The following is a 26,870-nucleotide window of genomic DNA, read 5'->3' on the forward strand; positions in this document are numbered from 1 at the left end:
GACAGGGTTATGATCATGTCCGCCACATACGAGACCCGGCGTCAGGAAGCCGTTATGGCCGTACTCGAAGGTGGCCGTTTGCCATCTGAAGTCGCCAGGGATCACGGGATTGCCAGCAAGACCCTGCTCAAATGGATCCGGGAGTCCCATCAATCCCGCAGTAGCCGTCGCTGCAAGCTCGAGCAGGAAATAGAAGCTCTTGAGATGAAATTGTCCGGACTGCGACAGGAAATCTCCAAACTACAAACGTTCAACGCTTGATTGATCTGTCTAAACCCACTGAGCGGTGAGGCAAGATAGCACCTCCGCGCCGTGTCAATCAGAGCAATCATCGCCCCGATTCCGTCGAGTCGGGGTTATCTTTTCTCACCCCGGCCAGTTCTTACACAGGTTTGCCGTGCTTCAGCCGGGTATTTCACTAACCTTGGTTCAACCCACCAGTCTTACGCCCGCCAGTACCACATCAGACGATTAAACCTGCAGTCCTTTCACCTGCAACGCCTTTGGGGTAACGCGTTACTGCAACCGCTGTGGGTGAACTACACTCAATGAGACTGGCGCGGGCACGCCCCGCGATACATGACTTCAACACCATCAGGGATAAACACACTGCCAATGCCACAGATAAATACCAAAACCATCAGTGTGCCCGATGCCATGCTGTGCGGCTGGCAGGAGATTGTTGATTTGGTGGCTGATATCACCGAATGCCCTTCCGCGCTTATCATGCGTATCCATGAAGACGACATTGAGGTATTCGCCAGCAGCCGCTCGGCAGGCAATCCCTATGTTCCCCACGCCCGGGACGCATTGGGTCACGGCCTTTATTGCGAAACCGTGATCCGTGAGCGGCAGCAACTGGAGGTGCCCAACGCCCTCAAAGACCCCGAATGGGCCAATAACCCGGATATCAAACTGGGGATGATTTGCTACTGTGGCCTGCCTATCTTCTGGCCCGATAACACCCCCTTCGGCACCATCTGCATCCTGGACAACAAAGAAAGACACTTCAACGACAGGGTTCACGCTCTGCTGGGGCGCTTCCAATCTGCCCTGGAAGGACATTTGCAGATCCTTTACCACAAGTCCGAGTTGAAAGTGCTTAATGAGGAGCTGGAGCATAAGGTGCAGGAGCGCACCCAGCGGCTTGCCGAGCTAAGCGCCCGATTGCTCAAAGAGATTGAACAGCGCACCGCCGCCGAAGGACATTTGGAGTTTCACCGTACCTTTGACCCCTTAACCCATTTGCCCAATCGTGCAACCCTCACCGAAAGGCTGCAAACGTTGCTGCCGAAACTGAAAAAAGATGAACACCTGACACTTATCTACTTTGGGCTGCGCAATTTCAAATCGGTCAACGACAGCTACGGCTACCTCACCGGCGACTCAATTCTGGTGAGTCTGAGTCAACGACTGAGCCTTAAGCTGCCCGACAACTGGCTGCTGGCACGTATCGCAGGGTCGGAGTTTGTTCTGGCAGCACTGCACAACGCCAGCACAGAGATGACAGAGCAGGTCATTGCACGGGTACTGAGCGACTGCTCAGTACCTTTCACCGTGAACACCAACAGCATTACGGTCCAAACCAACCTGGGTGTGGCCATTGCGCCGGTGGACGCCACCGACTCGGTCAGCCTGCTGCAACGCGCCAGTGCTGCCATGAGCATTGCCAAAAAAGAAGGCGCTGTGGTGTCTTTTTTCGGTCAGGAAACCCAAAAAGCGGCCCACGAGCGATTGCTGCTGGAGTCACATCTGCTGGATGCGCTGCATCAGGGCGAACTCGCGGTGTATTTTCAGCCTCTGGTGTCCGTTCGGGATAAGAAGCGCCTGGTTGGCGCCGAAGCACTGCTGCGCTGGCACAGCCCTGAACTGGGGAATGTTGGCCCGGACCGCTTTATTCCACTGGCCGAAAGTAATGGGCAAATTATTGAAATAGGTAACTTTGTTCTGCACGAGGCGATGAAACATGCCGCCCACTGGTGCAAGCGGAGCAATAATCCCTTCAAGATAGCCATCAATATTTCACCGCTGCAGTTTCGTGAGCGACAGTTTGTCGAGCATATCGAAGATCTGCTCGATTTGTATGAATTGCCCCCCGGCACGTTGGAGCTTGAAATCACTGAAGGCATTTTGCTGCAGGATGAACACCATGCCAGGGCAAGTCTGGCGCGACTGCGTCATCTGGGGGTGCAGATATCTCTGGATGACTTTGGCACCGGCTATTCATCACTGAGCTATCTGCAAAAGTATGCCTTCGATACTCTGAAAATCGATCGCAGCTTTATCAGTAATCTTGAGTTCAACGAACAAAATCGTGAGCTGACCCGGGCCATTATTGCCATGGCGCACAAGCTGAAGCTAAACGTGGTTGCTGAAGGGGTTGAGAATGCCTTTCAGGAGGCCTTTATCCAGGCCGAGGAATGTGATTTTGCCCAGGGCTATCTGTATGGTAAGGCCATACCCGCAGAGAAGTTTGCGGAAAAGTTCACCCATTAATGTCGCAGTGTTCCCCCGTTACAGTCCCTTCCAGGCCCGGGTCATGTGCCTGCGTCCCATAGGGCCTGGGTAACTCTCGACCCTGAACCCTGCCGCTTTCAAATCCCGCTTGAACTGACCATTGGCACAGTAGCTGACCAAAAGGCCCTCGGGTGCCAGTGCATTAAACAGCTTGGTGAAGTTTTCAGCCGCCCACAGTTCGGGTTGCTTCGCGGGGGCGAAGGCATCGAAATAAATCAGATCAAAGCGTTCGGGAGAAAATACCTGCTCCTCAAGCCTGCCCTGAATTTTATGAAGTGTGCTTCCCTGTAATGCCACGTCCTGCCCCCACGGGGCCCGATGCAGCTCGCGGAAGCATTTGGCAAGGGTATCGCGATCACCATAGCCGCCCAGCTCAGCCAGACAGTCCACATAATTCAGTGCCGAGACAATTTCATCATTCAGGGGGAAGGGCTCCAGGGTCGTGAGATGGATATCCAGGCCCATCGCACAGGCCTTTTGCCGGGTCAGGAGCACATTCAGCCCGGTACCAAAACCCACTTCAAGGATTCTCAGCGAGGGCTTTAGTGCGGCCATCGGTATCAGACCCGCATCTATGTAAACATACACAGACTCGGTCAGCGCCCCTTTGAAAACATGATAGCTTTCATCCAGTACGCTGTTGACCAGGGTGTGAGAGCCGTCTCCAGTGAGTGCTAACGTGATATTCATGGAAAGGAATACTGGGTTATTGACGATAAAAACCAGGGGATTTTAGGCAATCGCGCCACCAATTTCCATGGCGTAATGGCTGAAATCAGAGGCTACGCAAGTGGCTTTGCAGCTGGAAACACAGCTCAACATACAAAATAGCCTCGGCCTTTCCCACCTGGAAATCCCGGGCATGGGCAACCTTGTTTCGCAGCCTGCGCAGTTCGGTAAAAAGCTTGCCCTTGGCAGTGTCGAGCCTTTGCCCCATCACCAACAGTTCGCCCATGTGTTTGTACGGCGTATCCGGGCTAAGCGACAGGTCAGGATTATCACGACGCAGCAAGGTCTCGGCAGCATCTTCCACTTCAGCCCATGCGCCCAAAATCGCTGAATTGGGCAGATTTTCCACGGCGGCAATCAACTGCGCCTTGCGGTCAGACACCAGTTCGGGGAATGCCTGGCGCGCATCACGGCTGGCGACTTTGAGTTCTTCACCAAACTCCATTTCGAAGTCTTTGTACTTGAGTTTGCGCGCCTGGGGGAGCAGGGCAACCAGCGGTGCTCTGAGTAAGGCGCAGAGGATAAGCACTATCATTGGCCAGATAAGAGTATCCAGCAGTGACAGGGTAAATTGCATCCAGTTCAAGGGGGCTCTCCATGCAGGTGTTCAGGGCGCTGGCGATAACGGCCAATATGCCCTTGGGACGCGCAACATGATGCCAGCGACGGCTCCCGGCTGCAAAGGCCTTATGCAAAGCTAAGTTAAAAGCACTTTTAAAAGCTAAGGTAAAAGCTCTTGGGTCAGATCCACACCTGACGGGCATAATGGCGTTTTAGCTGCTTATCGCTGGCGGCTTCCAGTTTCCAGCGGGCCAGGCCGTTGAAACGGCAAAACTCAGCCAATGCCTGCTCCATGGGCGCTAAAAAGGGCTGCAGCGACCCTGACTTATCATAGGCGGCATCCTCCAATGTCAGTCGCCTTAAGCGCAGCAATCCCTTCTCCCGGTCGGCCTTCACATCCACCCGTCCAACGAAGGTATCCCGCCAGAGAATGCCCAGACTGTAATAACCAAACCGCCGTTTGGGCTCGGGCACATAGACCTCTATCTGGTAATCAAAGTCGAACCACTGTTTCAGGCGATTTCGCTGAATAAGCAGGTTATCGAAGGGATTGAGCAACCAAACCCTTGAAGGCAGTGGCACAGGCGCAATATTGCGTCTGTAATATCTGGGTTTGCCGTCGCTGATAAAACTCGACAGTTCGCCGTTTTCGAGCATGTCGGCAATGACTCTTTTCACGAGCGGCTTCACATTGCGGCGCAAATAGCAGATTTCGGCCAGGCTGCCATGGCCATGGGCACGCAAAAAGCTCTGCACCAGATAACGACCGTATTCATCGTCGCTGGGCACCCTGTCATCCACGCCCCTGGGCAGCACCCGTTCCGTCAAGTCGTAGACCTTTTGAAACCCGTCACGGCGAGCCACCATCAGATCGCCTTCCATAAAAAGCTGTTCAAGTGCTTTCTTGGCAGGCTTCCAGTCCCACCAGGCACCGGCCTTACCCGGCGGCGCTTCAAAGTCCGATGCCTTTAGCGGCCCTTCGGCCCGAATCCGGCTGAGTACTTCGCGCATTTCCCGGCTGTCACGCTCGAACCAGTGGCGCTCACCGTTTCGAAGTGCCAGCTTCCTTGGCAGACTGAACCTGTAGTCACGCATGGGCAGATACGCCGCCGCATGGGACCAGTATTCAAATATGGACTTGTCGGCAACGGCTCCAGCCAGTGCCTCGGGGCGAAAATCGGCCAGACGGCTGTGAAGCACATGGTCATGAGCCCGGGCAGCTACCTGGATAGAATCAATCTGCACATACCCCAGGCGGGCAATGCACTCGGTCACATCCCCTGGCGCATCAATCAGCCCCTGTGCGGCAATATTGATGGCGCGCCACTCGTCGGCTGAAAAGGGAGAAACGTTTTTGTTGGTCATGGCGCTGGCTATGGGGCTGGCAATAGGGCAGAGATGAACCCATCTTGCCGACGAATGCAGGCCTTCGCAAGGGGAGCTATCTGGGTATCAGCATACCCGGGGTCTCAACGCAAAAGGCGCCACCCGGTATAAAACCTTGCATCATACCGAAGGTGGCTCAGGGCGATTGAGGATTTGCCTGAGTTTGGTTTTCACCGAGCGCCAGTGGGTCATGGGCACGGTGGGAGACTCGGCCAGCACCCGGTCCAAATCTATCTCTGCCAGACTGACCTCGCCGCCGTGTGCCAGCATTACCCGCGCAGGTGCCAGACACTTGAGCTTCATCAGGGAGCTCTTGTAACGGTTGGGATAAAACAGCGGAAAAGGTGGAATGAACCTGCCTTTCACCTTCACCAGCAGATCGGCCACATAGGCACAGCCTTCTTCTTCATGAAGCAACACCAGATCCCGATCAGTATGGCCGGGGCAATGAAACACCCGCCACTCGGGAAACTCAGGCAGACGGCTATCGTCTCCCAGCAAGATATCGGCTCTGAGTTTACGGGAATACCATAGCCAACGCATCGGCTTGCCAAGCCGCTTGGCAACCCAGGCAGCGAGCGCCATATCGGTGAGGTGCATAGCCATACCATCCAGCCCCCGGTACCAGTGGCCGGGTACGTCGGCGGCAACAATACGGGCACCGGTTTTAGCCCGCAGGGCATGGGCGCCACCGGCATGATCCGGATGCATATGGGTCACCACCACCAGCTTAAGTTCAGCCAGGGAACGTTTGAGCTTGTGGCGAATAAAATGGCACACCAGGGCAACATCGGCACGGCAACAGCCATCCAGCAGCACCAGCCCCTGGGGGTGCTCGGCAAGATAGATGGTCTGGATATGGCCCTTGAGGCGATGAAGCTTGTACATAATCGTTCCCTGAATCATGGAAAGATGATTATGGCCAAACTCATCAGACCACTCAAGTCTACTCAGGGCGTGGGAAGCTGCTTCTTTAGTCGAAGCTCCTCTCTCTCTGTGCCAACATTCATACAGGGATTTGTTTTTCGGCTAACTCCACCTATGCCATAACGGTGTCTGAGCACTGGCGATAACGCTTGTCTCCCCCCAGTCCGAACGATAAAGTAAGCGGCACAGCACAGCCCTCAAGACACACCATAGTATTTACCCAGTGCATTCAGGGATGGCGGGTGAATGGCCCGAATCGCTCACACGCATTAACAGGGAAGCAAAATGCAACGCGGCAAATTAATCAGATGGAACGATGAACGAGGTTTTGGTTTTATCAAACCAGAGCAGGACGGCGCTGACGATGTGTTTATTCACATCTCGTCACTGAAACAGATGAGTCGGGCGCCACGTATTGGCGACATCATAGTGTTTCAATTGCAAACCTCATCAGACGGCAAACAGCAAGCCGGTCTTGCCCGTATCGAAGGGGTGGCTATCAAACCCGGCTCACCAATCAAAGCCCGCAAAACCTCAACGACATTTCCATTGGGTAAACTGCTGAAGGGCATGGTACTGATAGCCTTGATAGCCTTTGCGGTGCCTAAATTAGCCCCGCTGGTGGAAGGCTTTATCTCTAAGGATACCCGCTATTCAGTGCCACCCATGGAGAGCGAGACCATAGTGCCATACCCAGAACCAGTATTTCGCTGCGAAGGTAAAACCTATTGCAGTGAAATGCGCTCCTGTGCCGAAGCCACCTTCTATCAAAACAATTGTCCGGGCACGAAAATGGACGGTGACAACGACGGCATCCCCTGTGAATCCCAATGGTGTGGTCACTGATGTTCACGGCCCCAAAGCGTCCGCCATGCCCACACAAGCAGGTGCAGCGCCAGCAGGCCAGTCCAGGCGAAACAAAATAGCAGCAGCGCCAGGGACGCCACACTGGTGATTTGCTCCGAAAAGAGCAGATACCAAAGCGGCCAGCCCAGAATGCAAAGCGCCGTCAGCATCAGCATGCAGCGCTTGCATCGGCCAATCTTCTGGCGAAAAACGGAAGAGTCACAATCATTGCAAGCCATGGGAAGACTCCAAAATACGCTGTAGAAAGCGATAAAAAACGGCAAAGCACCGCCGCAACCATGACCCGTGTTAAAGTGGGGCCAGATTCATTGCCAGCGTTTAAACATGACAGACTCCGCCCTGCTATACAGCTTTCGTCGCTGCCCCTACGCCATGCGCGCCCGTATGGCGCTGATATTATGCCAATTGCCCGTCAGGGTAAGAGAGGTCGCCCTCAAAGATAAGCCCGCCGAGTTACTGGCACTCAATCCCAGGGGCACGGTCCCTGTATTGGTCAGCGGCGACACCCTGCTAACAGAAAGTCTCGATATTATGTTGTGGGCCACTGCGCAGTCCAGCCACCCTTATGCGTCCAGACTCAAACAGCAAGTCCCCGCAGCACTGGCCCTGATAACAGTGAACGACGAGGGCTTTAAACCCTGGCTCGACAAATACAAATACTTCGACCGCTATCCGCAATTCGACCAGAGCTACTACCGTGACAACGCCTGTGAATTTATTGCTGATCTCGATAACAGGCTGCGTCACAGCAGTATGTTGCTGGGTGAAGAGCCAAGCCTCGCGGACGTGGCAATTTTCCCCTTTGTGCGGCAGTTTGCCGGTGTCGAGCCGGGCTGGCTCGCGGCCCGGTACCCCAAGGTCGCGCGCTGGCTGGATAAGCACTTGGCATCAAAGGCATTCTCAGCTTGTATGTACAAGTATCCCCTGTACCAGCAGCAGGGCAACACTCTGCCTTTGGTGCTGGCACAGGATTGAGTGGCGGTGTCACCGGCAGCAGCTGTAGCGGCGTTGCCATAGGCGAGTACATCAGGACAGGTAAAACAGACAGAGCAGATAAGAAGGCAGATGAAAACCGAATTGGAAGCCGAGCTGAAAGCCACCCAAAAATCCATGGCAAAGCTGCAGCTAATTGGTGCTATTGGCAATATCATGCTGGGGCTTGGCCTCTACGGAATCTTTACCGGGGAGGCCGCGTTTCACGCATTTTTAAGTGACCCCTTACACTGCTATGTCCTGCTAAGCATTGGCGGCATGATTGCCCTCTGGGAAGGGCTGAAGATGATTCAACTGGCAAAACGCAGGCAATCACTTAAGACGCAGATAAGGCAAATAACTGACCAGACCAAGGCTTAAGCAAGGATCAGTGCTCAGACGTATCCGATGACAGCTCCTGCAGGATAAAGCCTTGTGCAGCAGGCACAAGATGATAGAGCACATCAAATCTGTCTTCGGGAATGTCGCGTTCAATGCCGGTCAGGTGTTTGAGTAGTTCTGGCGTGGTGTTGCTGTGACCGGCCACGACGACTGTGCCATCGAGCACCCTGATCTTGGCTGCCAACTGTGCCATGTCGGCAGGGTCGTAACTCTGCACCTTCACCCCTGTCGCCTCGGCCAGCGGTGCTATGGTTTCCTGGGTGCGGCGATAATCGGTGGAATAGAGGAGGATGTTATCGCCGGTCGATGGCGCCCTGAGAATAAGCCCGGCAATACGCTGTGCCCGGGCCTGCCCCGCTTCGGTCAGCGCAGGATCCTTTCCCGGCGCCTTTTCACCGTGGCGAAACAACCAGATATCGGCGGCCCAGCCGGGGCTGGCGAGCACGCTCAAAAGCAGACCCAGACCGGCAACTATGACTGCCATTTTATTTTTCAACACTAACCCCCCTCCCACATCGCCACTCCAAGCCGTGTTCGACCCATCCCAAGCCTAAAAACAAGGCTGCCCTCGTCAGTGAGTGCAGCCTCGAAGCTTAACGGCTTGGCCTAACGTCCACAAGCCGCACTCTGCCCAGCAGCAAGAGGACCAGCAGCGTCCACAGGCCCATACTGCCTCCGCCTCCGCCACCGCCAGAGTGGGTTGGCTGAGGCTGCGAGAACATGGGCTGGTGCTTGTCGGCGCGGGTTGGTGCCGGGGGTTGCGTTTCCCTTGTTTTGCGCGCAGCCTGCTCTGTACTGACCCGGCGCCGATTATCCCGCTCGATACCGAGTTGACGGAAGACATCCTCTTCTACCACCAGCAAGGAGGTGTAGTCGGTCAGCAGCCCATACTCGATGGCGATGTCCTCAATGGCTTTTTCCTTGTCGCTGTCTTTTTGCTCCAGGTAGTCCATCTGTTCCTGCAGACCGTTAATGGCAGAGAACGCCCACATCCGCTCAAGTTCTGGGTAGTCCAGAGCAGCCTCAGGCAGCATCACCTTGGTGCTGTATTCGCGGGACTCTGCGCCTATGTCCATGGTGAGGGTGAGTTTGGCCTCACCGGCAGCAAAATAATGGCCGAACAGCACCAATTGCTCGCCCCGATATAGACTCGCTATCTCCTGCGGGGTCAGATCGTTAATCTTCACACCATCCATATCGAGGCGAATATTGCGATAGGCCTGATGAGTCAGCTTGCTGGTGATATTCATCAGATGACCCACGATATCATCGGCGTTGGAGACTGAGGTTGCCACACCGTTGGACAAGCGGGTCATGGGTACCAACAGGGGCGTATTGGCACTGTTGCCCATGATGAAGGTGAACAGGCGAACATCCTGTTGCTGCATCAACTCTAAGAAGCGCCGTTTTTCAGTCACGCCCACATTCGCCACCCCATCGGTTATCAACACCACCCCTGTGGAACGGTCGGCATCCAGTGGAGTCAGAGCACGCTTCAGCCCCTGATACAGATCGGTGCCATTTCCGGGGCTGATGCCCTCAACCCAGGCCAGCGCTTGGTTGATGTTGTTGCTGTCAACCGGCACAAAGCCCTTGCTGAATTCCTGAGTGCTTTCATCGAACAGAATGATCCTGAATCTGTCCTGCGCTGGCAGTTTACCCAGCCCCTGGCGCACACCTTCCACCAGGGTGGCATACTTGCCATTCATGGAGCCGGACTTATCCAGCACAAACACCCAGTCCCGGCCCTGAGTCACGGGCCCTAAATCATCACCGGGTGTAAAGGTCAGCTTTACCGTGCCCTTGGTCGAGACTTTGGGATCGCGATAGGTCACCATGTCCACCCGGCCCGGCAAACCTTCCTGCAGACGCCAGTAAAAAACGATGTCCTTATCGAGCCCCATGGCCCTGGGCTGATGCGAAGCCTTCCCTTCCCCTGCAGCACCACTTTCCGCACCCTGACTGGTATCTTCATTAGCACTCACGCTTTCAATGGCGCCAGTATGGAGGCTCTCAGGCTGACTCGTCAGGCTGGCGCGCCACAGAGCAGCGCCTGCCTGCATCTCCTGATGTATCTCAGCCTCCGGATGGGACGGCAACCTCACACCGTCCACCGGATAAGCCGAGCGCAGGGTGACATTAAAGGAGAAGTCCTGTTCGACCACGGCATTGCGCTGCCAAAAGCTGTCCCGGGCCTCATCCACACCGCCCTCCTCCAAAGGGTAGAGATAACGGCCAACGCCGTGGTCCAGCAAGGCATCCTGCATATACACCAGCCGAACCTTTACCGACTGTTGCGGCTGCACCGGAAATACCCGCATATCAAAGCGCTTGTAGTCGTCCTTTTCAGTCAGAGCTGTGGCATTGCCCTGTGCTTTCTGGTCCTCGTAAATCTCGCGGGCCTTTTGCCGGGGCACAGCTTCGGCAACCACAGGCACATCATTAATCCAATAGATAAACTCGCCGACCACGGCTTGCTGTGGCACCGGGAAGGAGTAGAGCGCCTCCAGTGTATCGGGGTTGGGGTTATAAAAAGTTTGTTCGATGGCGGTGGTGGCATGGCCATCCTGGATAACCACCTCCACATGATGGGATTGAATTTGCATATCTCGGTATTGACTGCCGACGGGTTTCAACAGCCCGGCCGCATCGGCAACAGGGCTAATCCAAATCAGCCCAACAAGGGCAGATCCCAGACACATGGTACGAAACATTTGCGTTAATGGATGACCCATTTTTGCCTCCTTCGTCCTGAGGAAGAGAGTGACCGTCACTCCCGAAAAGGAGCTTGCACTCAGAGGCAAAAGCAAAAAAGTGAGATGACGAGAGTGGCATCATGTGAGCCGTCTGGTATCGCTGAATACCACTTTTGTGACGATCACACACTTGGGGATAGGGCAGAATGCAACTGTTTACCCTATTCCCGGGTGCTGAACTCTTCAAAAAGTGGAAAACGCCAGCGGCGGATGGCGATGATCATCGAGGTGCCATGACGCTCCTGCATCGCCAGACTGTCATCGTTGTCGCAAGCCTGATAAAACTCGTGCACCAATTGCTGCATCCGCTGCTGAAATTTGTGATTACTCGGCAGTGACATCAGGCCCGTGCTCATCATGAGTTTTTCATCATCGGCGGCAAAGTCGGAGCGGAAAAAAGTACGTATCACCTGCTGCTGAAAAAACTGCTGAATGGGCCCACCCGGTATCCAGGCAAAAGACGGGGCCAGCTTCAGCTTTATCCGGTTTTCAGGCAAAAGCTCAATTACCTTAAGTCTGTCCAGCTGGGCCAGCTTTTGAATGACCTGAAATTCGCTAAGGTTGTACTGGCTGAGAATATGTTCAAAGCGGTAACCATTGGTCACACATACGGCCACCAGCAGCAAGGCCTTATCGGCCACCAACTGCTCTTCCTGAGCCCATGTCAGCACGCTGAGTTGGTCGCGTTCATCCGCCACCAGCCTGAAGAGAGCGGGCAAATCCATCTCAAGCAATCGGCAAACCATCGCCAATCGCGCAAGGCTCAGACGGCCACCGTTGGCAAACAGCCGCTTGACTGAGGCTTCGCTCAGACCAAGGGCTGTAGCCACCTGCTGATAGTGAATACCTCTTGCCCTGAGCTGCTTTTTCAGCACCTGAACAACCCTGTCAGACTCCGTCATGTCCTCTCCTCCCTGATGCCTCGGCCTTACTTTTCAACCGCGATTGCTACCAACGCCTGCCCATGGAACATAAGACATAGGGGTGCCGACACGCAATGTGAGCCGCAATGTCGTCAACCGGCGATGGGTGAATATACTGCCTTGTCGTTGCCTGTTTTGTCATTAATGGCTAATGTAAGCAATTGATGCATTTATTTATCAACACCCCGCCAGGACGGCAGGACTATGCCGGCCACCTCTGAGAAACTGCAGCCAAAGTTGCACTCTTGCTGCCGCCAAACTCTGATTGAAGTAACCCACAGACACATGAATTCCCTATGCTGAATTGGATAGTCACCCAGTTTAATATTCCGGAGCAGAGCACCCTCATCTACGGCAATTACAGTGTGCCCATGGTGATCACCTCAGTGCTGATTGCCATTTTTGCCTCCTTTATGGCACTGCATGTGGCCTATCAGGCGGGGCTCACCCGCTCCAGCGCACGCAAACACATATTGCTGTTTATCGGCAGTCTGGCGTTGGGTGTTGGCATCTGGTCGATGCATTTTGTCGGCATGCTGGCATTCGACTTATGCACTCCGGTGCAATACGGAAAGACCCTGACACTGGTGTCCATGCTTCCCGGTATCGCCGCGTCCTGGGTGGCACTGCATCATATCCACCGCCACACAAAAGGCCTTAAACCTCTGATTATTGCTGGCATTCTTGTCGGTGCGGGTATAGGCACCATGCACTACAGCGGTATGGCGGCCATGGAAATGGCACCGTCTTTGCGCTATAGCCTGCCCATGTTTGGACTGTCGATTGTGGTGGCAGTGAGTCTGGCCATGTTATCGCTCTGGGTACGCTGCGGCCTTATCAGCCGGGGCAGCATTCCTTTGTGGTGCGCCAATCTACTCGCCAGCATAGTCATGGGCAGTGCCATTACCGGTATGCATTACACAGGCATGGCGGCAGCTCGCTTTGTTAAACCACCGGGGCTTGAACTGAGCCCCCAGCCGCCGGAAATGTCCTTTTATCTGGCACTTGGGGTGACCACGGCGACCCTGGTAATGACCAGTCTGGTGCTGGGCCTTAGCCTGATTTACAAGTACAAGGATATTTCCCTGCGCGCCTCAGAGAGTAAGCGCAGGGTGCAGGCCATCATGGAAACGGCCATCGACGGCATAGTCACCATCGACAGCCACGGCATTATCACAGACGTTAACCAGGCCACAGAAAAGCTGCTGGGCTGGCGCGCCGATGAGCTGATTGGCCAGAACGTCAAGATACTGATGCCAGACCCCTTTCACTCCGAGCACGATGGTTACCTCGCCCGCTATCTCGCCACTGGCGAGGCACGCATCATTGGCAAGGGGCGCGAAGTCGAAGCCATACACAAAAACGGCCACAAGATTGCTATCCGCCTCGGGATTGGCCATGTCAAAATGGCGGAAGACGACTTCTTTGTGGCCTTTATCTCCGACATTCGCCAGCGCCTGAGCATGGAAATGGCACTGCGGGAAAACGAGCAAAAGTTCCGCTCGCTCATCGGCAATATTCCCGGTATCGCCTATCGCTGTAAAAACGATGAACAATGGTCGATGATTTTTATCAGCAACGCGGTAGAGAAAATCACAGGTTACCCAGCCAGCGACTTTATGTTGCCAAGCCCCAAACGCAGTTTCAGCGACCTGTTCCACCCCGATGATTTAGAGCACATCAATAATGCCGTGCCGCCGGTGGGCGCTTTCAACCTTGAATACCGCATTCTTCATCGCAATGGCGACATCCGCTGGATGATGGAGTACGGCAACCATGTTCGCGATCAGCAAAGCGGCGAGATGTACCTCGATGGTTTCATCATGGACATCACTGAGCGGCGTCAGATGGAGCAGGAACTGCTGGAGGCCAAAGATATCGCCGAGGCCGCCGCCACCGCACGCGCCGCCTTCCTGGCGAATATGAGCCACGAAATCCGCACCCCGATGAACGCCATCATAGGCTTCAGCGACATACTGCTGGAAAGTCAGTTTGAACCCGAAAAACACCGGCATCTGAAAACCATCAACCATGCCGCCAAGTCGCTCCTGCACCTGCTAAACGACGTGCTTGACAGCGCCAAGCTCGACAAGGGCAAGCTGGAGCTTGAAGTCCGCGACTTCTCACTGGTGCAGGAGCTGGATGAAGTGATTTCCACCCTCTGGTTGCAGGCCCGCCGCAAAGGGTTGCAGCTTACGATGGAGGTATCACCCAAGCTGCTGCCCTGTTACGCGGGTTCGCCCGAGCGTATCCGTCAGGTGCTCACCAATCTGGTCAGTAACGCAGTCAAGTTTACCGAAAAGGGCCAGGTCAGGCTCACTGTCAACCCGGGCCAAGGCAACCATGTGGACTTTGTGGTGGAAGACACGGGCATAGGCATGAGCCCAGAACAGCTCGATAAGATATTCGACCCCTTTACCCAGGCCGACGCCTCCATGAGCCGCCGCTTTGGCGGCACTGGCCTTGGCACCACCATCAGTAAACAACTGGTTGAGCTGATGGGCGGCCACATCAGCGCCGGGAGCGAGCTTGGCAAGGGCAGTCGTTTCTGTTTCAGTCTGCCGCTTAACCCGGGTGTGTGCGACGAGCTGGTACCGCTTGAGAACCATGTCAGCCTGCCGCCAATGACGGTACTGGTAGTGGACGATATCGCCCAGAATCTGGAGCTGCTTTCCACCCTGCTGGGGCGCGATGGCCACAGGGTTATTACCGAAAGCGACGGCCAGCAGGCACTGGCACGCATGGCCAGTGAACCCGCGATTGATCTGGTGCTGATGGACGTGCAAATGCCGGTGATGGATGGTTTAAGCGCCTCCAGGGCGCGGCGTGACAAAGAGCAACGCGAAGGGCTGACGCATCTGCCCATCATCGCCCTTACCGCCAGCGTACTGGAAGACGATCGCACCGCCGCCCGTCAGGCGGGCATGGATGGCTTTGCCAACAAGCCCATCGATTATCCGCTGCTGTGCGCAGAAATTGCCCGGGTACTGGGGCTCAAACATGCCCCCATTGAAGCAGCCACACCCCAAAGCCAACCCGGTAAACTCATCGATGAGAAAAAAGGAATGGATCTCTGGGGCTCCCGCGACAGCTACTACCGTCAACTGGCGTTGTTTGTCGAGGAGCAGGCCGAGCAGTTTGAGCGCCTGTCGTCCCAGTGCCATGCCTGCGACTGGCCCGCGTTAAAGCAAACGGCCCACGGCCTCAAGGGGGTGAGCGCCAACCTGTCCCTCACCCGTTTAAGCCGCAATCTCGAAAAGCTCGAGTCGCTGCTGGCAAGCCACCCTGAGCAATGTGCCCTCTTTGTGGCACCCATTCAGCAGGTGTTTGCCGCCGTAAAAGCCGAGGTACAGTCCAGTGGTTATGGTGAAGCCGCCTCCTCAGGGTGCAGCGCTTTGGGCGAGCCTCTAACAGCCCCCGAAAAATACAGCGCTGAGCTTATGCCACTGCTTACCAGCCTCAGGCAACAAGCCGGAGACAACGCCCTCGACGAGCCGCTGCTGGAAAAGCTGTTAAGCTTTGAAGAAGGCGCCTGTGGCAGTCAGATACGGGCCATCTATCAGGCCTTGAACGACTTTGAATTCAGCGAGGCCGAACAGCGTATCGACGCACTACAGCGTGAAATTTCGGCATCCTTGTCCTCATATCAGACAACAGCACAGTCAGCCAATAATCCGGCACAAGACGCGGCGCAATCGAATAACGGCACAAAGGAGCAATAATGCAGGACCTCAAGCCCCTCATTCTGGTGGTAGACGACGAAGCGGCCAACTTAAGGGTGCTCAAACAGATACTGCAGGATGAGTATCAGCTGAGCTTTGCCAAAAGTGGCCAGGAGGCGCTGCGCCTGGTGGGGCAAAAGCGGCCTGATCTTATCCTGCTTGATATCATGATGCCCGATATGACAGGGCTGGATCTGTGCAAACTGCTCAAGGCCAATCCCCAGAGCGCCGGTATTCCGGTGATTTTTGTCACCGCCCTCAACGACGAGGCCGACGAGGCCACGGGCTTTGCCGCCGGTGCAGTGGATTACATCACCAAGCCGGTGTCCAGCGCCATTGTCAGGGCACGGGTGCGGACTCACCTGTCGCTGGTGCAGGCCGAAGAGCTAAAGGTTACCCGGCTTAAAATCATCCAGCGCCTCGGCCGCGCTGCCGAATTCAAAGATAATGAAACCGGCATGCACGTCATGCGCATGAGCCACTATGCCAAGGTGCTCGCCCGTGCCTATGGCCTTGGCGAAAGTCATGCCGACATGTTGCTGCACGCAGCACCCATGCACGATATAGGTAAAATCGGCATCGCAGACCACATACTGCTCAAGCCCGGCAAACTCACCGAAGAAGAGTTCGAGGTGATGAAAACCCATCCGCAAATCGGCGCGGATATCATAGGGGAAGATGACTCACTGCTGATGCAAATGGCCCGCACCGTGGCCCTCACCCACCACGAAAAATGGGACGGCAGCGGCTACCCCAGGGGTATTGCCGGTGAGGCCATTCCGGTAGAGGGGCGCATTGTTGCCATCGCCGATGTGTTCGATGCCCTCACCAGCGACCGCCCCTACAAAAAGGCCTGGAGCATAGAAGACACACTACGCCTGATGCGGGAGCAAAAAGGCCGCCACTTCGAGCCCCTGCTGGTGGAGCTGCTGGAGCAAAACCTCGACAAGATCCTCGACATCAAACAAACCTTTGTGGACGAATAGCCCGGCCCCCCATCAGCCAAGGCGCAGCCCCTTAGTCTCAGTCGATTGGTGCAATGACTTTTACTGCTAGTCTGGGTTAAAAATCCCACTCAAGATGGAGACCCAGCTCCCTTTTCTGTATGGATTCCAACAACCTGATGGGTCATTGTTGTTATACTCTCGTTGGCATTGTGACAAGGAGTAGTAGATGACCAACCCATTGCGGACCTTTGCGTCCCTGTACAGCACCACCCTCTTGACTGTGCTGGCCGGGGGCCTGTTGACCACCTATCTGGGCCTGAAACTGTCGGCCATGCAGGTGCCCCAGATTTGGATTGGTGCCATGATGTCGGCCTACTACGCCGGTCTGGTGGCGGGCTCCAAGATTGGCCACCGGCTTATTGCCCGGGTGGGCCATATCCGCGCCTTTGTAGCCAGTGCCGGTATAGTCACCGCCTCCGCCCTTGGGCATGCCCTGGTCGACGACCTCTCGATTTGGATAGTGCTGCGCCTCTTGGTGGGACTTGGCATGATGTGTCAGTACATGGTGCTGGAAAGCTGGCTCAACGAGCAGGCCGACAACAGCCAGCGCGGCACTGTCTTCGCAAGTTATATGATTGTCTCTTATTTGGCGCTGATTTTGGGTCAGGGTGCCATCAGCCTCTATCCGGATTTGGGGCTGGAGCCACTCCTGCTAATCGCCATCTGTTTTGCCCTGTGCATAGTACCCATTGCCCTCACCCGCCGCATTCACCCGGCGCCCCTGGTACCCGCGCCCCTTAACGTGACTCATTTTTTCAAAAAGGCGCCACAGGCACTCACCACGGTCGCCATTGGCAGCATGATAGTGGGCTCCTTTTACGGCTTGGCGCCCGCCTATGCCAGTAATCTGGGGTTGGATCCGCAGCAAGTGGCGAGCTTTATGACAGCCACCATAGCCGCTGGCCTGCTGGCCCAGTGGCCCATGGGCAAGCTGTCGGACCGGATGTCCCGCAGCCGATTGATTCGAACCAACTGCCTGCTGCTTGGGGTGCTCACCCTGGGCATCGCCATCACCCCTTACCAGCCCACGGTGGCGCTGGTGATGACCTTCCTGTTCGGCATACTCGGTTTTACCCTGTACCCGCTGGCCACGGCACTGGCCAACTCGCGGGTGGAGCAAAGCGAGCGGGTGGGGCTGTCTGCCACTATTTTGCTTACCTTCGGCCTTGGCGCCTGTATCGGCCCCCTGATTGCCTCGACCCTAATGCAGTGGCTGGGCAACAGCATGCTCTACGGCTTTATGTCGGCCTGCACCCTGGTACTCTTTGCCGGGCTTAACTACATCAATGCCCGTCAGAAAGCGGAAGAGCCCTCCACCAATGACTACATCATGGCCACCGGCGACCTGGTATCGTCACCTCTGGCCGCCGCCCTCGACCCCCGTGTGGATATCGAATCAGTTCAGGAGCAGATGACCCCAACTGCCGGTGACGACATTGCCGATGCCAATGCCTACATAGATGAGGATGACTATGTCGATGAGGGTGACAGCGCAGATAACGACATCAGCGACAATGATGAGCCAACCGGCGATATAGACAACGCCACCGACCAGCCCGACGCCTTTATCAACGAACAGGACTTTATCGCCGAACCCGAGCCTGCGATGGTTCAGGAGAAAGCACCTCCAGCGAATAGAGGGACGTCAACCGAAACTGAGCCAGAGGAGGTCCAGCCGGACGATTCAGCCGAATCGAACTGGACTGCTGGCCCGAAGAGTAAAAGCTGACAAACAGCTGATTTCGCAATTAATAAAAAAACAACCTCGCATCGGCGAGGTTGTTTTTTATACAGGACTGTCAGCGGGCCACGTTGGTGTAATCCGCCATATTCCGCTCGCGCTCTATGTTAATCCGCGCCGGAATAAAGGTGCGATAGCCCGGGGCACGGCCATAGGCCTCGCCATTCCGCTCCTCTCGCTCCACCACGTAAAACACTCTATCGCCATCAATCACCTGGCTGTTGATGGGATACCAATAGCGCTCGGCAAAAGGAAAACGCGAGATACTCACATAGTCTGCGGTCACTGCGTAAGGAACAGGTGCATCCTGAACAAAGGGCATACTGCTGAGACCATCGCCATCGGGCGCACTCCAGTCGCCAGCGGCATAGGTGTTTTGCACCTCGGTTGCCCCAAACTGCCAACCCCATAAACGCTCGTAACTGAGCAGCCCCATAGCATCCACCGAACCCGGTATCCAGCTGTTGATTTCCCCCACCCAGAAATGGCTGGCGGAACTTGGCTGCAACTCGTTCGCACCCAGTTGTAAGTTGGCATCGCCTTTCACCCAGATATCGTAGGCTGCAAATCGCTCACCGGCATTTTCAAACACCGAGAAGACCCCCAGCTCAATGCCGAGCTTATCGAGGATCTGGCTGGTTTGGGTCATGCCATCGGGGTAAGTGATCACCAACCTGCCCTCGCCGTCCACCGTCCAGTTGGCGTTCACATTGGAGATTTTGCCACTCACTGTGCCATCCGCCACAAACTGCATGGCTTCGGCATAGGCGGTATTGGGGAGCACATAGTCGTCATACACCCGCGTGCCTTCGGAATAATGATATTGCCCCGCCCACAGGCCGGAGACACAGGTATCCCCCGCGCTGCAATTGCTGACAAAGGGAATATTGCTGATGTCATAATTGGCGCGGAAATTTACGTTCGCGGTTTCCAGCACCAGCTTCGGTTGGGCAATGGTGAGGAATGTGCCATCACTGAGGGGAATGGGCGGTGTGGAGAGCTCGCTTCGCGATTCCACCGACACCACATCCACCAAACTGCCATCCACCACCCTGGTGTAGGCTCTTTGGGTAAGGGTGCGATGGGTAATAAAATTCTCAGTCGCGCCGCCACCTGCATAATAGGCATCGATTTCCGCTTGATTGTCAGTCACATACTCGATGCTGTCCGATAGCTCTTCGGTCATCAGTGGCGCACTGTAACTCACCTCAATGCGACCACTTACTACGGCCCAGCTGAAGTCCTGATTAATGGGCTGGCCGTTCCACTGCAGAAAACTCAGCGCCGTGCCTGTCATGCCCACGTTGTCAAACTCCAGCGCAGAGCCGCTGCGGGACAGATAACCGGGGCTGGTGGTGCTGATGGCGTAATAGAGGCTGGGCACATCGGCAGCGCTGAAGCCTGCCACCAGATTGCTGTCGGCCAGAATATCCGCAAGCGCCTGCTCCAGCGCCTCAGGCGGGGTGCTGGCTACAAAGGTGTCCACCGCGCCCTCATCGGCAATAAAGTCGAGAATGCTGTCATAGCCCTCTGGCAGTTGATAACCGGGATCATCCACAATCAGCTTGATGATGGCCGCCAACTGAAACAGCTCAGTGGCATCCACCGCGGTTTCGGCCTGCTCCAGCTCAGCCAGTGTGGTTGGCTGCTCGCCGCCATTGGCTTCCAGCACCAGGCTGTATTTGGCGGTGGTCAGGTTGGTCACATTGATGGGGTCATCTTCACTGAGCACCTTGGCAAAACTGCCCACCAGATTGACAAAGTCGATGCTATCGCCGGTCTCGCTATTGGTGGCCGAGGATTCAATCAGCAGCAGCTGCTCTATGTTGGTGGTGAGCACATCCAGACTGTAGGCGCCGTTTTCATCCGCCACCGTGGTAAAGGTGTTGCCGTTGAGCGTAACCGACACCGTGGCGTAAGGAATGGGTTCATCGGTGATAAGCCCCCTAATGGTTACTGCAAAACCGCCGCAGCTGCCCGGCACATTTTTCACATCGGCGATGGCCATATTGTCCATGTCGCCGTTCACCACTATGCCTACCTGACAGGGCATGAACGCCAGGCTCGCGGCATCGATTTTACTGTGGATCTGTTTTGGCGTTTGAAAGGCGCTCAATACAAACCCCGGATTGGCGGCATCCACTATCTCGACATAGGCATCACCGGCACCGTCCTGCCCATGGTGGTGACCATCGATTTTGGCCTTCACCATCAGCTGATTGCTGTCGGCATCAAAGTGCACATTCTGAATTTTAATTTGTTCGGCATAAGCCGAGGGAGAGAGCGCCAGCGCACCGAACAGCGCTGCCAACGCAAGTGATTGGAGTTGCATGATAATATCCCTTTTCGTCTTAGAGTAACCTCCTGTCAACCAGACGCATGCCACTGAGAATTTCGCAAACGCATCCTGCGACAACAACCCCTCACAGCCTTGGTCAAGGAGAACGGATAAGGGTAGCCAACATGGGTGGAAATGCCACTTTAGGATTATGCACCAGTTCTTTCTTCTTATTGGGAGCGCCAGCATGTGTCGACTGCGCCGCAGGAGGACCCGCTAAAAGCAACGCCAACCAAGGACCGCAAACGAGAAAGCCAGTGGTCAAAGCTATCTGAGCTTAAAGGTGAAACTGCCGGGCAGGGTTTGTACTCCGCCAAGATGCGTTCTCCTACCCGGCGCTGCATGAGCCTGAAATGAGGCGACAATAAATACTTTAATCCGGCCAGAACGAGTCGTGATGAAACAACCTGCTCGGATGGGTTTTTATGTTATTGTTCTTTAAGTCAATGCGTTAGCTGCCTTTTCGGTGTTATGTTTCCACCATTATGGCTGTCTTTCGAGCGTGATGACGATTGTGCGAGTATAGTTACTACTGTTTTTCGTACTCCAATGTTTGGATTGCATTTTAGATAGATGAGTGATTTCCAACACCACAGTTCCAAATCGTATATTGATGTCGTACGGCTAAGGTATTCATGTATCTTGCGACACTCAACTTGAGGTAATCGATGATCTTAAATCGCGTTTTATTGACATCCGTACTCAGCATCGCAATGTATTTTACGCCGCTATCCCAGGCCGCTGACCTTCGTATTCGCGTGGTGGACTCACAACAACTGGCCATAACAGATGCGGCGGTAGAATTGATTTCAGATGCGATACCCGCCACAACAGCAGCTGGTGAACATTATGAAATGTCGCAAAAAAACCGTACGTTTACTCCCTTTGTGCTGGCGATCCCCAAAGGGGCCAGGGTAGATTTTCCCAATCTGGATCGCACCCGCCACCATGTGTATTCCTTTTCCGAAGCCAAGCCGTTTGAGTTGAAACTCTATGTGGGCAAGGCCGAAGCCCCTATCCTGTTTGATAAACCCGGTCTGGTCGCACTTGGCTGCAATATTCACGACTATATGCAAGCCTTTATTTATGTCGCCGACAGCCCAATGGTGGCTGTGACCGACGAAAAAGGGGAAATCCACTTTACCGATGTGCCCTCCGGCCAATATCGCATCAAGCTCTGGCATCCATGGCAGAGGGAGGTTTCTGAGCCGAGTGAACTCAGCATAACCACAGCGGCACAGACGCTCACGCTGGCCATGGATATCGAACGTCAGGCTAAACCCTCAGCCCCACCATCGGGATTTGGTCAATTCGATGTTAAATAGTTTTCGTGCCCGGCTGATTTTGGTTTTCTTTACCGTGCTGACTTTGGTGCAGTTTGCCACGGCATTTTCGGTGCTGACGGCAACCCAGAGAGATAACTTTTTACAGCAACAAAAGAGCCTTGAAATCGGCGCGAATGTGTTTCGTGAAGTGCTGTCCAATCGCGGTATTCAGCTCAGTCAAAGCCTGTCGGTGCTCAGTGCCGACTTTGGCTTTAAGCGTGCCATTGCAACGAGAGAGCAAGAAACCATTGAGTCGGTATTGTCCAATCATGGTGCCCGTATCGGGGCTGATGCGGCCGTCTTGTTGTCACCCAAGGGAGAACTGTTAACCTCAAGCCTGCCGGGGCTGACGCAGGATGATATACAGTCGCTGTTCCAATTGACCATCAACAACGCCAATGCCCTGGCGATTCTCGAGTTTGACCATGCCAGTTATCAATTCGTGCAGCAGCCCGTGAAAGCCCCAACCCTGATAGCCTGGGTTGGCATGGGCTTTCTGCTCGATGAAAAAGTGGCCAGCCAAGCCAAAGCCATTACCGGAATTGATGTCAGCTTTGTTAATCAAACCAAGGGCCGGACAGAAATAGCCTCCACCTTATCCAGCAGCGAAAAACAGACAGTGATTGCACAGGCAAACCAATTCCCAAGCCTGTTAACGCTGCCCAGCGAGACCATTCCTGCGGACCATTTATCCATGGCAATCAAGCTGTATGAGCATAATGGCAACCAGTTGGCGCTGCTGCACCAGTCAAACCTCAAGTGGCAACAAAGTTATCAGCAGCTGCGCAATAACATGCTCGCTATCTTTGCCCTGACACTGGCGCTGGCGATTGCCGTGGCCATTTGGTTGTCGGGCAGTTTGACTGAGCCAGTTCATCGATTGGTGCTATATGCCCGTCAAATTGGTCAGGGTAAGCAGCCGGAAAGCATTCAGGGTGCCCCAGCGGAATTACGTGTCTTGGCCAAAAGCTTGTCTTTGATGCGGGATGATATTGAGGCGCGCGAAAAAGACTTGGTATACCAGTCTCGCCACGACAGTTTGACAGGCTTGCTGAATCGTTTCGCGGCAAAACAGTATTTAACCGACCTTAAACAGCATCTGTCCGGCACCATAGTATTGCTGGATATCAAGCATTTTCGCCATATCAACGACATTATTGGGTTTGCCAACGCCGATGCCTTATTGCTGCTGTTTGCCCGCCGTCTGGAGCAGCTGGCACCCAAAGCGGATATGCTGGCCCGGTTGGATGGCGATTCGTTTTTACTCCTTTACCGCCAGAGTATTTCGCACGACCTCTTACTCAAATCCCTGGATATGTTGGAGGCGCCCTTTCCTATTCAGGGTTCCAATATCTCCCTTGGGGTGCGGGCAGGATTGCTCGAAATCGATGGCAATGGTGCCGACATTGATGTGTTAATGCGCCGCGCCGAAATTGCCCTCAATCAGGCCTGTCTTCAGGAGCAGCGTATCGTCAGTTATCGTGCAGGCGACGATGAAAAGTACCAGCGAGAACTTACGCTTATCCGTGATTTACCCATAGGGCTGGCCCAGGACCAACTCTATCTGGTGTTTCAGCCCAAAATTGACCTGCGCCTCAATCGCTGCACGGGTGCCGAGGCATTAATTCGATGGCAACACCCAACGCTGGGTTTTATTCCCCCCGATGAATTTATTCAGCTCGCCGAAAACTCGGGCAACATTGATATCATCAGCCAATGGGTATTGAAGCAAGCCATCAAGCAGTTGGTTGCATGGCAGCAGCGGGGGGTGGCGCTGAAATTAGCCATTAACCTCTCGGCCCATGATTTGAGTGATACCCGCTTGCCAAACCAGATTTCCACCCTCTTAAAAGACAATCATCTGCCAAGCGGCGTGCTCTGTATTGAAGTTACCGAAGGCGCTGTGATGACAGACGCGCAAACCGTAGTGGGTGTATTGCAGCAATTCCGCGACATGGGTGTGTCGGTTGCTATTGATGATTTTGGTACCGGGCATTCATCGTTGGCGTATTTGAAAATGTTGCCCGTCGATGAAGTGAAAATTGACCGCAGCTTCATCCAACATATCCACAGCAACAGCCAGGACGCCATGATAGTCAATACCAGTATTCAGCTGATCCACGGCCTGGGTTTCAGCGTGGTGGCCGAGGGCGTCGAAGATGAGGCAGGGGTTGACATGCTTCGCAAGCTTAACTGCGACATCATCCAGGGCTACGTATTTTCCAAGCCCTTGAAAGCGGCCGAATTTGACCAGTGGTTTGACGCCTTTCATGGAAAAGGCACCGGAGAGATTTGAGCGTTTGCGCCTGAAGGCGTTAAACACGGTATTCGCCTTCGAATGCAAGCTAATCGCGTATTGAGTGAGTATACCCATGAACACAATGAAGTTGAGCTTATCGGCCCGGCGCTATATCAGGGCGCTGCTTTGCCTGCTGTGCCCGCTTGGGATAGGGGCCATTGCGCCTGCCATGGCTGAGGACAGCCGCGTGATTGCCACTGGCGGCGCCTCTATGATTGAGGGCAGTGCCGGTGGTGGCATAGTGCCCTGGGCCGTGATCAATGGTTATGGCAGCAGCGAAGAGTGGTCGGCTACCGCCATGGCAACCGGCGTTTATGTGGATGATTTTACGCTGAAAGTAATGGGCGCCTCCGTCAGCTATGACAATCGGTTTGAGCTGAGTGTCGCAAGGCAAACCTTTGATTTGGACACACTGGGCGGCGAGCTTGGCCAGGATATCCTGGGGGTCAAATACAAACTTGCCGGCGAGCTGTTATATACCGCCATGCCACAAATTACCCTGGGCGCCCAGTATAAAAAAGTGGATGACTTTACCCTTCCTCAGGCCGTTGGCGCCCGCAGTGACTGGGGCATTGATGTTTACCTTGCCGCCAGTAAAGTATTTTTTGATGTGGTCGCGGGACGAAACATCCTCATCAACGGCACCTTGCGTGCAACAAAAGCAAACCAAACGGGCCTGCTGGGGTTCGGCACTGAATCCAACAACGATTATCACCTTATGCTGGAAGCGTCTGCAGCGATACTGCTCACCGACAATTTGGCGCTGGGCATTGAATATCGTCAAAAACCGAGTGAACTGGGGTTTGCCCGTGAAGATGATTGGCAGGACATATTTTTAGCCTGGTTTATCAATAAACATCTGTCGGTGGTCACCGCCTATGCTGATTTAGGCAGCATCGCGGGTTTTGATAATCAGCAAGGCTGGTATCTGTCGCTGGAGGGCGCGCTATGAGCCATGTATTACGCAAGTTTCTCCCATTAACCACAGCCCTTTCACTCACGACCGTTTTGCTTGCTGGCTGCACCCTGCCTGATGCCAACACCACAACACCCGGTGAAAACGCCAGCCCTCCAACCCTTTATCAGGCCCTCGGGGGCGAGACCGGCGTAGCGGCTGTCGTCGATGGCTTACTTGCACGTATCGCACGGGATCCCCGCATTGTGCAGCACTTCGAAGAAACGGATATTGCGATATTTCGCGAGCGCCTTATCGAACATCTGTGCGCGGTCACAGATGGCGGCTGCGTCTATCAAGGCGAAAGCATGGCAGACAGCCACAAGGGTTTGAATATCACTCAGGCCGACTTTGATGCCCTGGTGGGGCATTTGATTGAATCCCTGAAGGCACAGCAAATTCCAACATCAACCCGTAATGCGCTGCTGAAGCGCCTTGCGCCCATGTATTCCGACGTAACCTATCAGTAACGGCTATCCATGTTGTCACTGCAACTGATAACTCTGCGGTGGCTCTGCAGCTAAATGTGAGGGGCGGGCTGCCGTTAGCGCAGCCATTTCTAGAGAAGCAAAGACTCATCTATCGGATGAAAGCGGCTGGCGGCCTCCATCAGGGATTTGGCGGTCAGCGATGGCACGCCATACACCTCGGCCTCGACGGCATATTTTTGTCTTATCTTGTCAAGCAACAGGGCAAAATCCCCATCGCCGGAAAGCAGGATAACGGTATCTACCTCGGGCGCCGTCTCCAGCACATCTATGGTGATGCCCACATCCCAATCGCCCTTGGCCGAACCATCGCTGCGCTGAATAAAGGGCTTAAGCTTAAGCTCAAAGCCGATATGCCTAAGGGCATCCTGAAACTTTAACTGACCATCGTCACTCCGATGAATGGCGTAAGCAGTAGCGCTGACTATCTCCCCCTCACTGCAGAGCTGCTGCCAGAGTTTGCGATAGTTAAACTGGCGCTGATAGGCCTCACGGCAGGTGTAATAGATGTTTTGTACATCGACAAAGAGGGCGATTTTTTTCACGGGCGATTCTTATAACAGGCCGATTCATATAAAAGACGAGTAGGCTTTCAGCATTCGGCTGTCAGCGGCAAGACTCTGCGCACTGTAGCACAGGCAGAAGCTAATGGCGCGCACCGGACAAGCTGCACCTGCTTTAAGGAAGGTGCGAATCAGTCCCGTGCTTGCTCTGCGTGTGCGTAGAGTGGATAGATGCAAGGCACAGTTCGCAGCGAATGGCCCTAGTCCTTCGCACCTCTTTGATTTTAAAAAGCAGGTAACGCAGCAGATACCGCTGTAAGCCACGCCCTACGCCTGTGGCTTGCTAATAAGCACTTGCTTTTACTGGTGTCACAGTTTTATTGAGGCGCGCCTTTATATTTTGCTGGCTCATTTACCACGCATTCATCCAGGTTTAATTTAATAACCCAGGC

The 26,870-nt window shown here is 54.6% G+C and carries 22 protein-coding genes; 12 read left to right on the plus strand and 10 right to left on the minus strand.

Going from position 1 to position 26,870, the window contains the following annotated elements; genetic code table 11:
* Positions 1-15: 15 nt before the first annotated feature.
* Both SAMA_RS16155 and SAMA_RS16160 read left to right on the plus strand, forming a co-directional pair.
* Complete coding sequence (locus SAMA_RS16155) at positions 16-261, plus strand: transposase (RefSeq protein ID WP_083766450.1); 246 nt, start codon at positions 16-18, stop codon at positions 259-261.
* A 354-nt stretch (positions 262-615) separates the two neighbouring features.
* Positions 616-2,496: a sensor domain-containing phosphodiesterase gene (locus SAMA_RS16160; protein ID WP_041409913.1), complete on the plus strand. Its 1,881-nt coding sequence runs from the start codon at positions 616-618 to the stop codon at positions 2,494-2,496.
* A gap of 18 nt (positions 2,497-2,514) precedes the next feature.
* On the opposite strand, the gene mnmD is transcribed toward SAMA_RS16160, so the two are convergent.
* The 4 genes from mnmD to SAMA_RS16180 all read right to left on the minus strand — a co-directional run bounded on the left by mnmD (position 2,515) and on the right by SAMA_RS16180 (position 6,081).
* The gene (gene mnmD, locus SAMA_RS16165; protein ID WP_011761206.1) at positions 2,515-3,207 is read right to left on the minus strand and encodes a tRNA (5-methylaminomethyl-2-thiouridine)(34)-methyltransferase MnmD; all 693 of its coding nucleotides are present in this window, start codon (positions 3,205-3,207) and stop codon (positions 2,515-2,517) included.
* A gap of 85 nt (positions 3,208-3,292) precedes the next feature.
* Positions 3,293-3,823: a hypothetical protein gene (locus tag SAMA_RS16170; RefSeq protein ID WP_232280559.1), complete on the minus strand. Its 531-nt coding sequence runs from the start codon at positions 3,821-3,823 to the stop codon at positions 3,293-3,295.
* 164 nt (positions 3,824-3,987) lie between these two features.
* Entirely contained in the window at positions 3,988-5,172 is a 1,185-nt protein-coding gene (locus SAMA_RS16175) for a winged helix-turn-helix domain-containing protein (RefSeq protein WP_011761208.1), read from the minus strand.
* Between the two features lie 141 nt (positions 5,173-5,313).
* Positions 5,314-6,081 (minus strand): MBL fold metallo-hydrolase, encoded by a 768-nt coding sequence (locus tag SAMA_RS16180; RefSeq protein ID WP_011761209.1) that lies wholly within the window; start codon positions 6,079-6,081, stop codon positions 5,314-5,316.
* 324 nt (positions 6,082-6,405) lie between these two features.
* Between SAMA_RS16180 and SAMA_RS16185 the strand changes: the two genes are divergently transcribed.
* Positions 6,406-6,966 (plus strand): excalibur calcium-binding domain-containing protein, encoded by a 561-nt coding sequence (locus SAMA_RS16185; RefSeq protein WP_011761210.1) that lies wholly within the window; start codon positions 6,406-6,408, stop codon positions 6,964-6,966.
* On the opposite strand, the gene SAMA_RS16190 is transcribed toward SAMA_RS16185, so the two are convergent.
* On the minus strand, positions 6,960-7,205 hold the full coding sequence (locus tag SAMA_RS16190; RefSeq protein ID WP_041409915.1) for a DUF3624 domain-containing protein: 246 nt from the start codon (positions 7,203-7,205) through the stop codon (positions 6,960-6,962). The two genes, SAMA_RS16185 and SAMA_RS16190, sit on opposite strands and share 7 nt — an antisense overlap.
* A 106-nt stretch (positions 7,206-7,311) precedes the next feature.
* Between SAMA_RS16190 and SAMA_RS16195 the strand changes: the two genes are divergently transcribed.
* Together SAMA_RS16195 and SAMA_RS16200 are read left to right on the plus strand one after the other, a co-directional pair.
* Positions 7,312-7,962: a glutathione S-transferase gene (locus SAMA_RS16195; protein ID WP_011761212.1), complete on the plus strand. Its 651-nt coding sequence runs from the start codon at positions 7,312-7,314 to the stop codon at positions 7,960-7,962.
* A gap of 90 nt (positions 7,963-8,052) precedes the next feature.
* A complete protein-coding gene (locus SAMA_RS16200) occupies positions 8,053-8,340 on the plus strand; it encodes a hypothetical protein (RefSeq protein ID WP_011761213.1) in 288 nt (95 codons plus the stop codon).
* A gap of 7 nt (positions 8,341-8,347) precedes the next feature.
* On the opposite strand, the gene SAMA_RS16205 is transcribed toward SAMA_RS16200, so the two are convergent.
* The 3 genes from SAMA_RS16205 to SAMA_RS16215 all read right to left on the minus strand — a co-directional run bounded on the left by SAMA_RS16205 (position 8,348) and on the right by SAMA_RS16215 (position 12,019).
* Positions 8,348-8,860, minus strand: coding sequence for a SixA phosphatase family protein (locus SAMA_RS16205; protein ID WP_049757938.1), 513 nt, complete (start codon positions 8,858-8,860; stop codon positions 8,348-8,350).
* Between the two features lie 94 nt (positions 8,861-8,954).
* Positions 8,955-11,096 carry a VIT and vWA domain-containing protein gene (locus tag SAMA_RS16210; RefSeq protein ID WP_011761215.1) on the minus strand — a complete coding sequence of 714 codons (2,142 nt, stop codon included), beginning with the start codon at positions 11,094-11,096 and terminating at the stop codon, positions 8,955-8,957.
* Between the two features lie 182 nt (positions 11,097-11,278).
* Positions 11,279-12,019 carry a helix-turn-helix domain-containing protein gene (locus tag SAMA_RS16215; protein WP_011761216.1) on the minus strand — a complete coding sequence of 247 codons (741 nt, stop codon included), beginning with the start codon at positions 12,017-12,019 and terminating at the stop codon, positions 11,279-11,281.
* Positions 12,020-12,336: 317 nt separating this feature from the next.
* Between SAMA_RS16215 and SAMA_RS16220 the strand changes: the two genes are divergently transcribed.
* The 3 genes from SAMA_RS16220 (at position 12,337) to SAMA_RS16230 (ending at position 18,498) form a co-directional block, all read left to right on the plus strand.
* Positions 12,337-15,762, plus strand: a complete 3,426-nt coding sequence (locus tag SAMA_RS16220) for an MHYT domain-containing protein (protein WP_011761217.1) — start codon at positions 12,337-12,339, stop codon at positions 15,760-15,762.
* Positions 15,762-16,748, plus strand: coding sequence for a response regulator (locus SAMA_RS16225; RefSeq protein WP_011761218.1), 987 nt, complete (start codon positions 15,762-15,764; stop codon positions 16,746-16,748). Before SAMA_RS16220 ends, SAMA_RS16225 begins: the two co-directional genes overlap by 1 nt.
* A gap of 187 nt (positions 16,749-16,935) precedes the next feature.
* Positions 16,936-18,498, plus strand: a complete 1,563-nt coding sequence (locus tag SAMA_RS16230; protein ID WP_011761219.1) for an MFS transporter — start codon at positions 16,936-16,938, stop codon at positions 18,496-18,498.
* A 70-nt stretch (positions 18,499-18,568) separates the two neighbouring features.
* On the opposite strand, the gene SAMA_RS16235 is transcribed toward SAMA_RS16230, so the two are convergent.
* Positions 18,569-20,842, minus strand: coding sequence for a carboxypeptidase-like regulatory domain-containing protein (locus tag SAMA_RS16235; protein ID WP_011761220.1), 2,274 nt, complete (start codon positions 20,840-20,842; stop codon positions 18,569-18,571).
* A 674-nt stretch (positions 20,843-21,516) separates the two neighbouring features.
* Between SAMA_RS16235 and SAMA_RS16240 the strand changes: the two genes are divergently transcribed.
* The 4 genes from SAMA_RS16240 (at position 21,517) to SAMA_RS16255 (ending at position 25,897) form a co-directional block, all read left to right on the plus strand.
* Positions 21,517-22,173: a methylamine utilization protein gene (locus tag SAMA_RS16240; protein WP_011761221.1), complete on the plus strand. Its 657-nt coding sequence runs from the start codon at positions 21,517-21,519 to the stop codon at positions 22,171-22,173.
* A complete protein-coding gene (locus SAMA_RS16245) occupies positions 22,163-24,469 on the plus strand; it encodes a bifunctional diguanylate cyclase/phosphodiesterase (RefSeq protein WP_011761222.1) in 2,307 nt (768 codons plus the stop codon). The genes SAMA_RS16240 and SAMA_RS16245 overlap by 11 nt, the downstream gene beginning before the upstream one ends.
* A 76-nt stretch (positions 24,470-24,545) precedes the next feature.
* Complete coding sequence (locus SAMA_RS16250) at positions 24,546-25,424, plus strand: DUF3034 family protein (RefSeq protein ID WP_011761223.1); 879 nt, start codon at positions 24,546-24,548, stop codon at positions 25,422-25,424.
* Entirely contained in the window at positions 25,421-25,897 is a 477-nt protein-coding gene (locus tag SAMA_RS16255; RefSeq protein ID WP_011761224.1) for a group I truncated hemoglobin, read from the plus strand. Before SAMA_RS16250 ends, SAMA_RS16255 begins: the two co-directional genes overlap by 4 nt.
* Positions 25,898-25,986: 89 nt before the next feature.
* Here SAMA_RS16255 and SAMA_RS16260 read toward each other — a convergent pair whose 3' ends face one another.
* On the minus strand, positions 25,987-26,460 hold the full coding sequence (locus SAMA_RS16260) for a LabA-like NYN domain-containing protein (protein ID WP_011761225.1): 474 nt from the start codon (positions 26,458-26,460) through the stop codon (positions 25,987-25,989).
* Positions 26,461-26,870: the final 410 nt, after the last annotated feature.

This window comes from Shewanella amazonensis SB2B (assembly GCF_000015245.1).
GTDB classification, from domain to species: Bacteria; Pseudomonadota; Gammaproteobacteria; order Enterobacterales; family Shewanellaceae; genus Shewanella; species Shewanella amazonensis.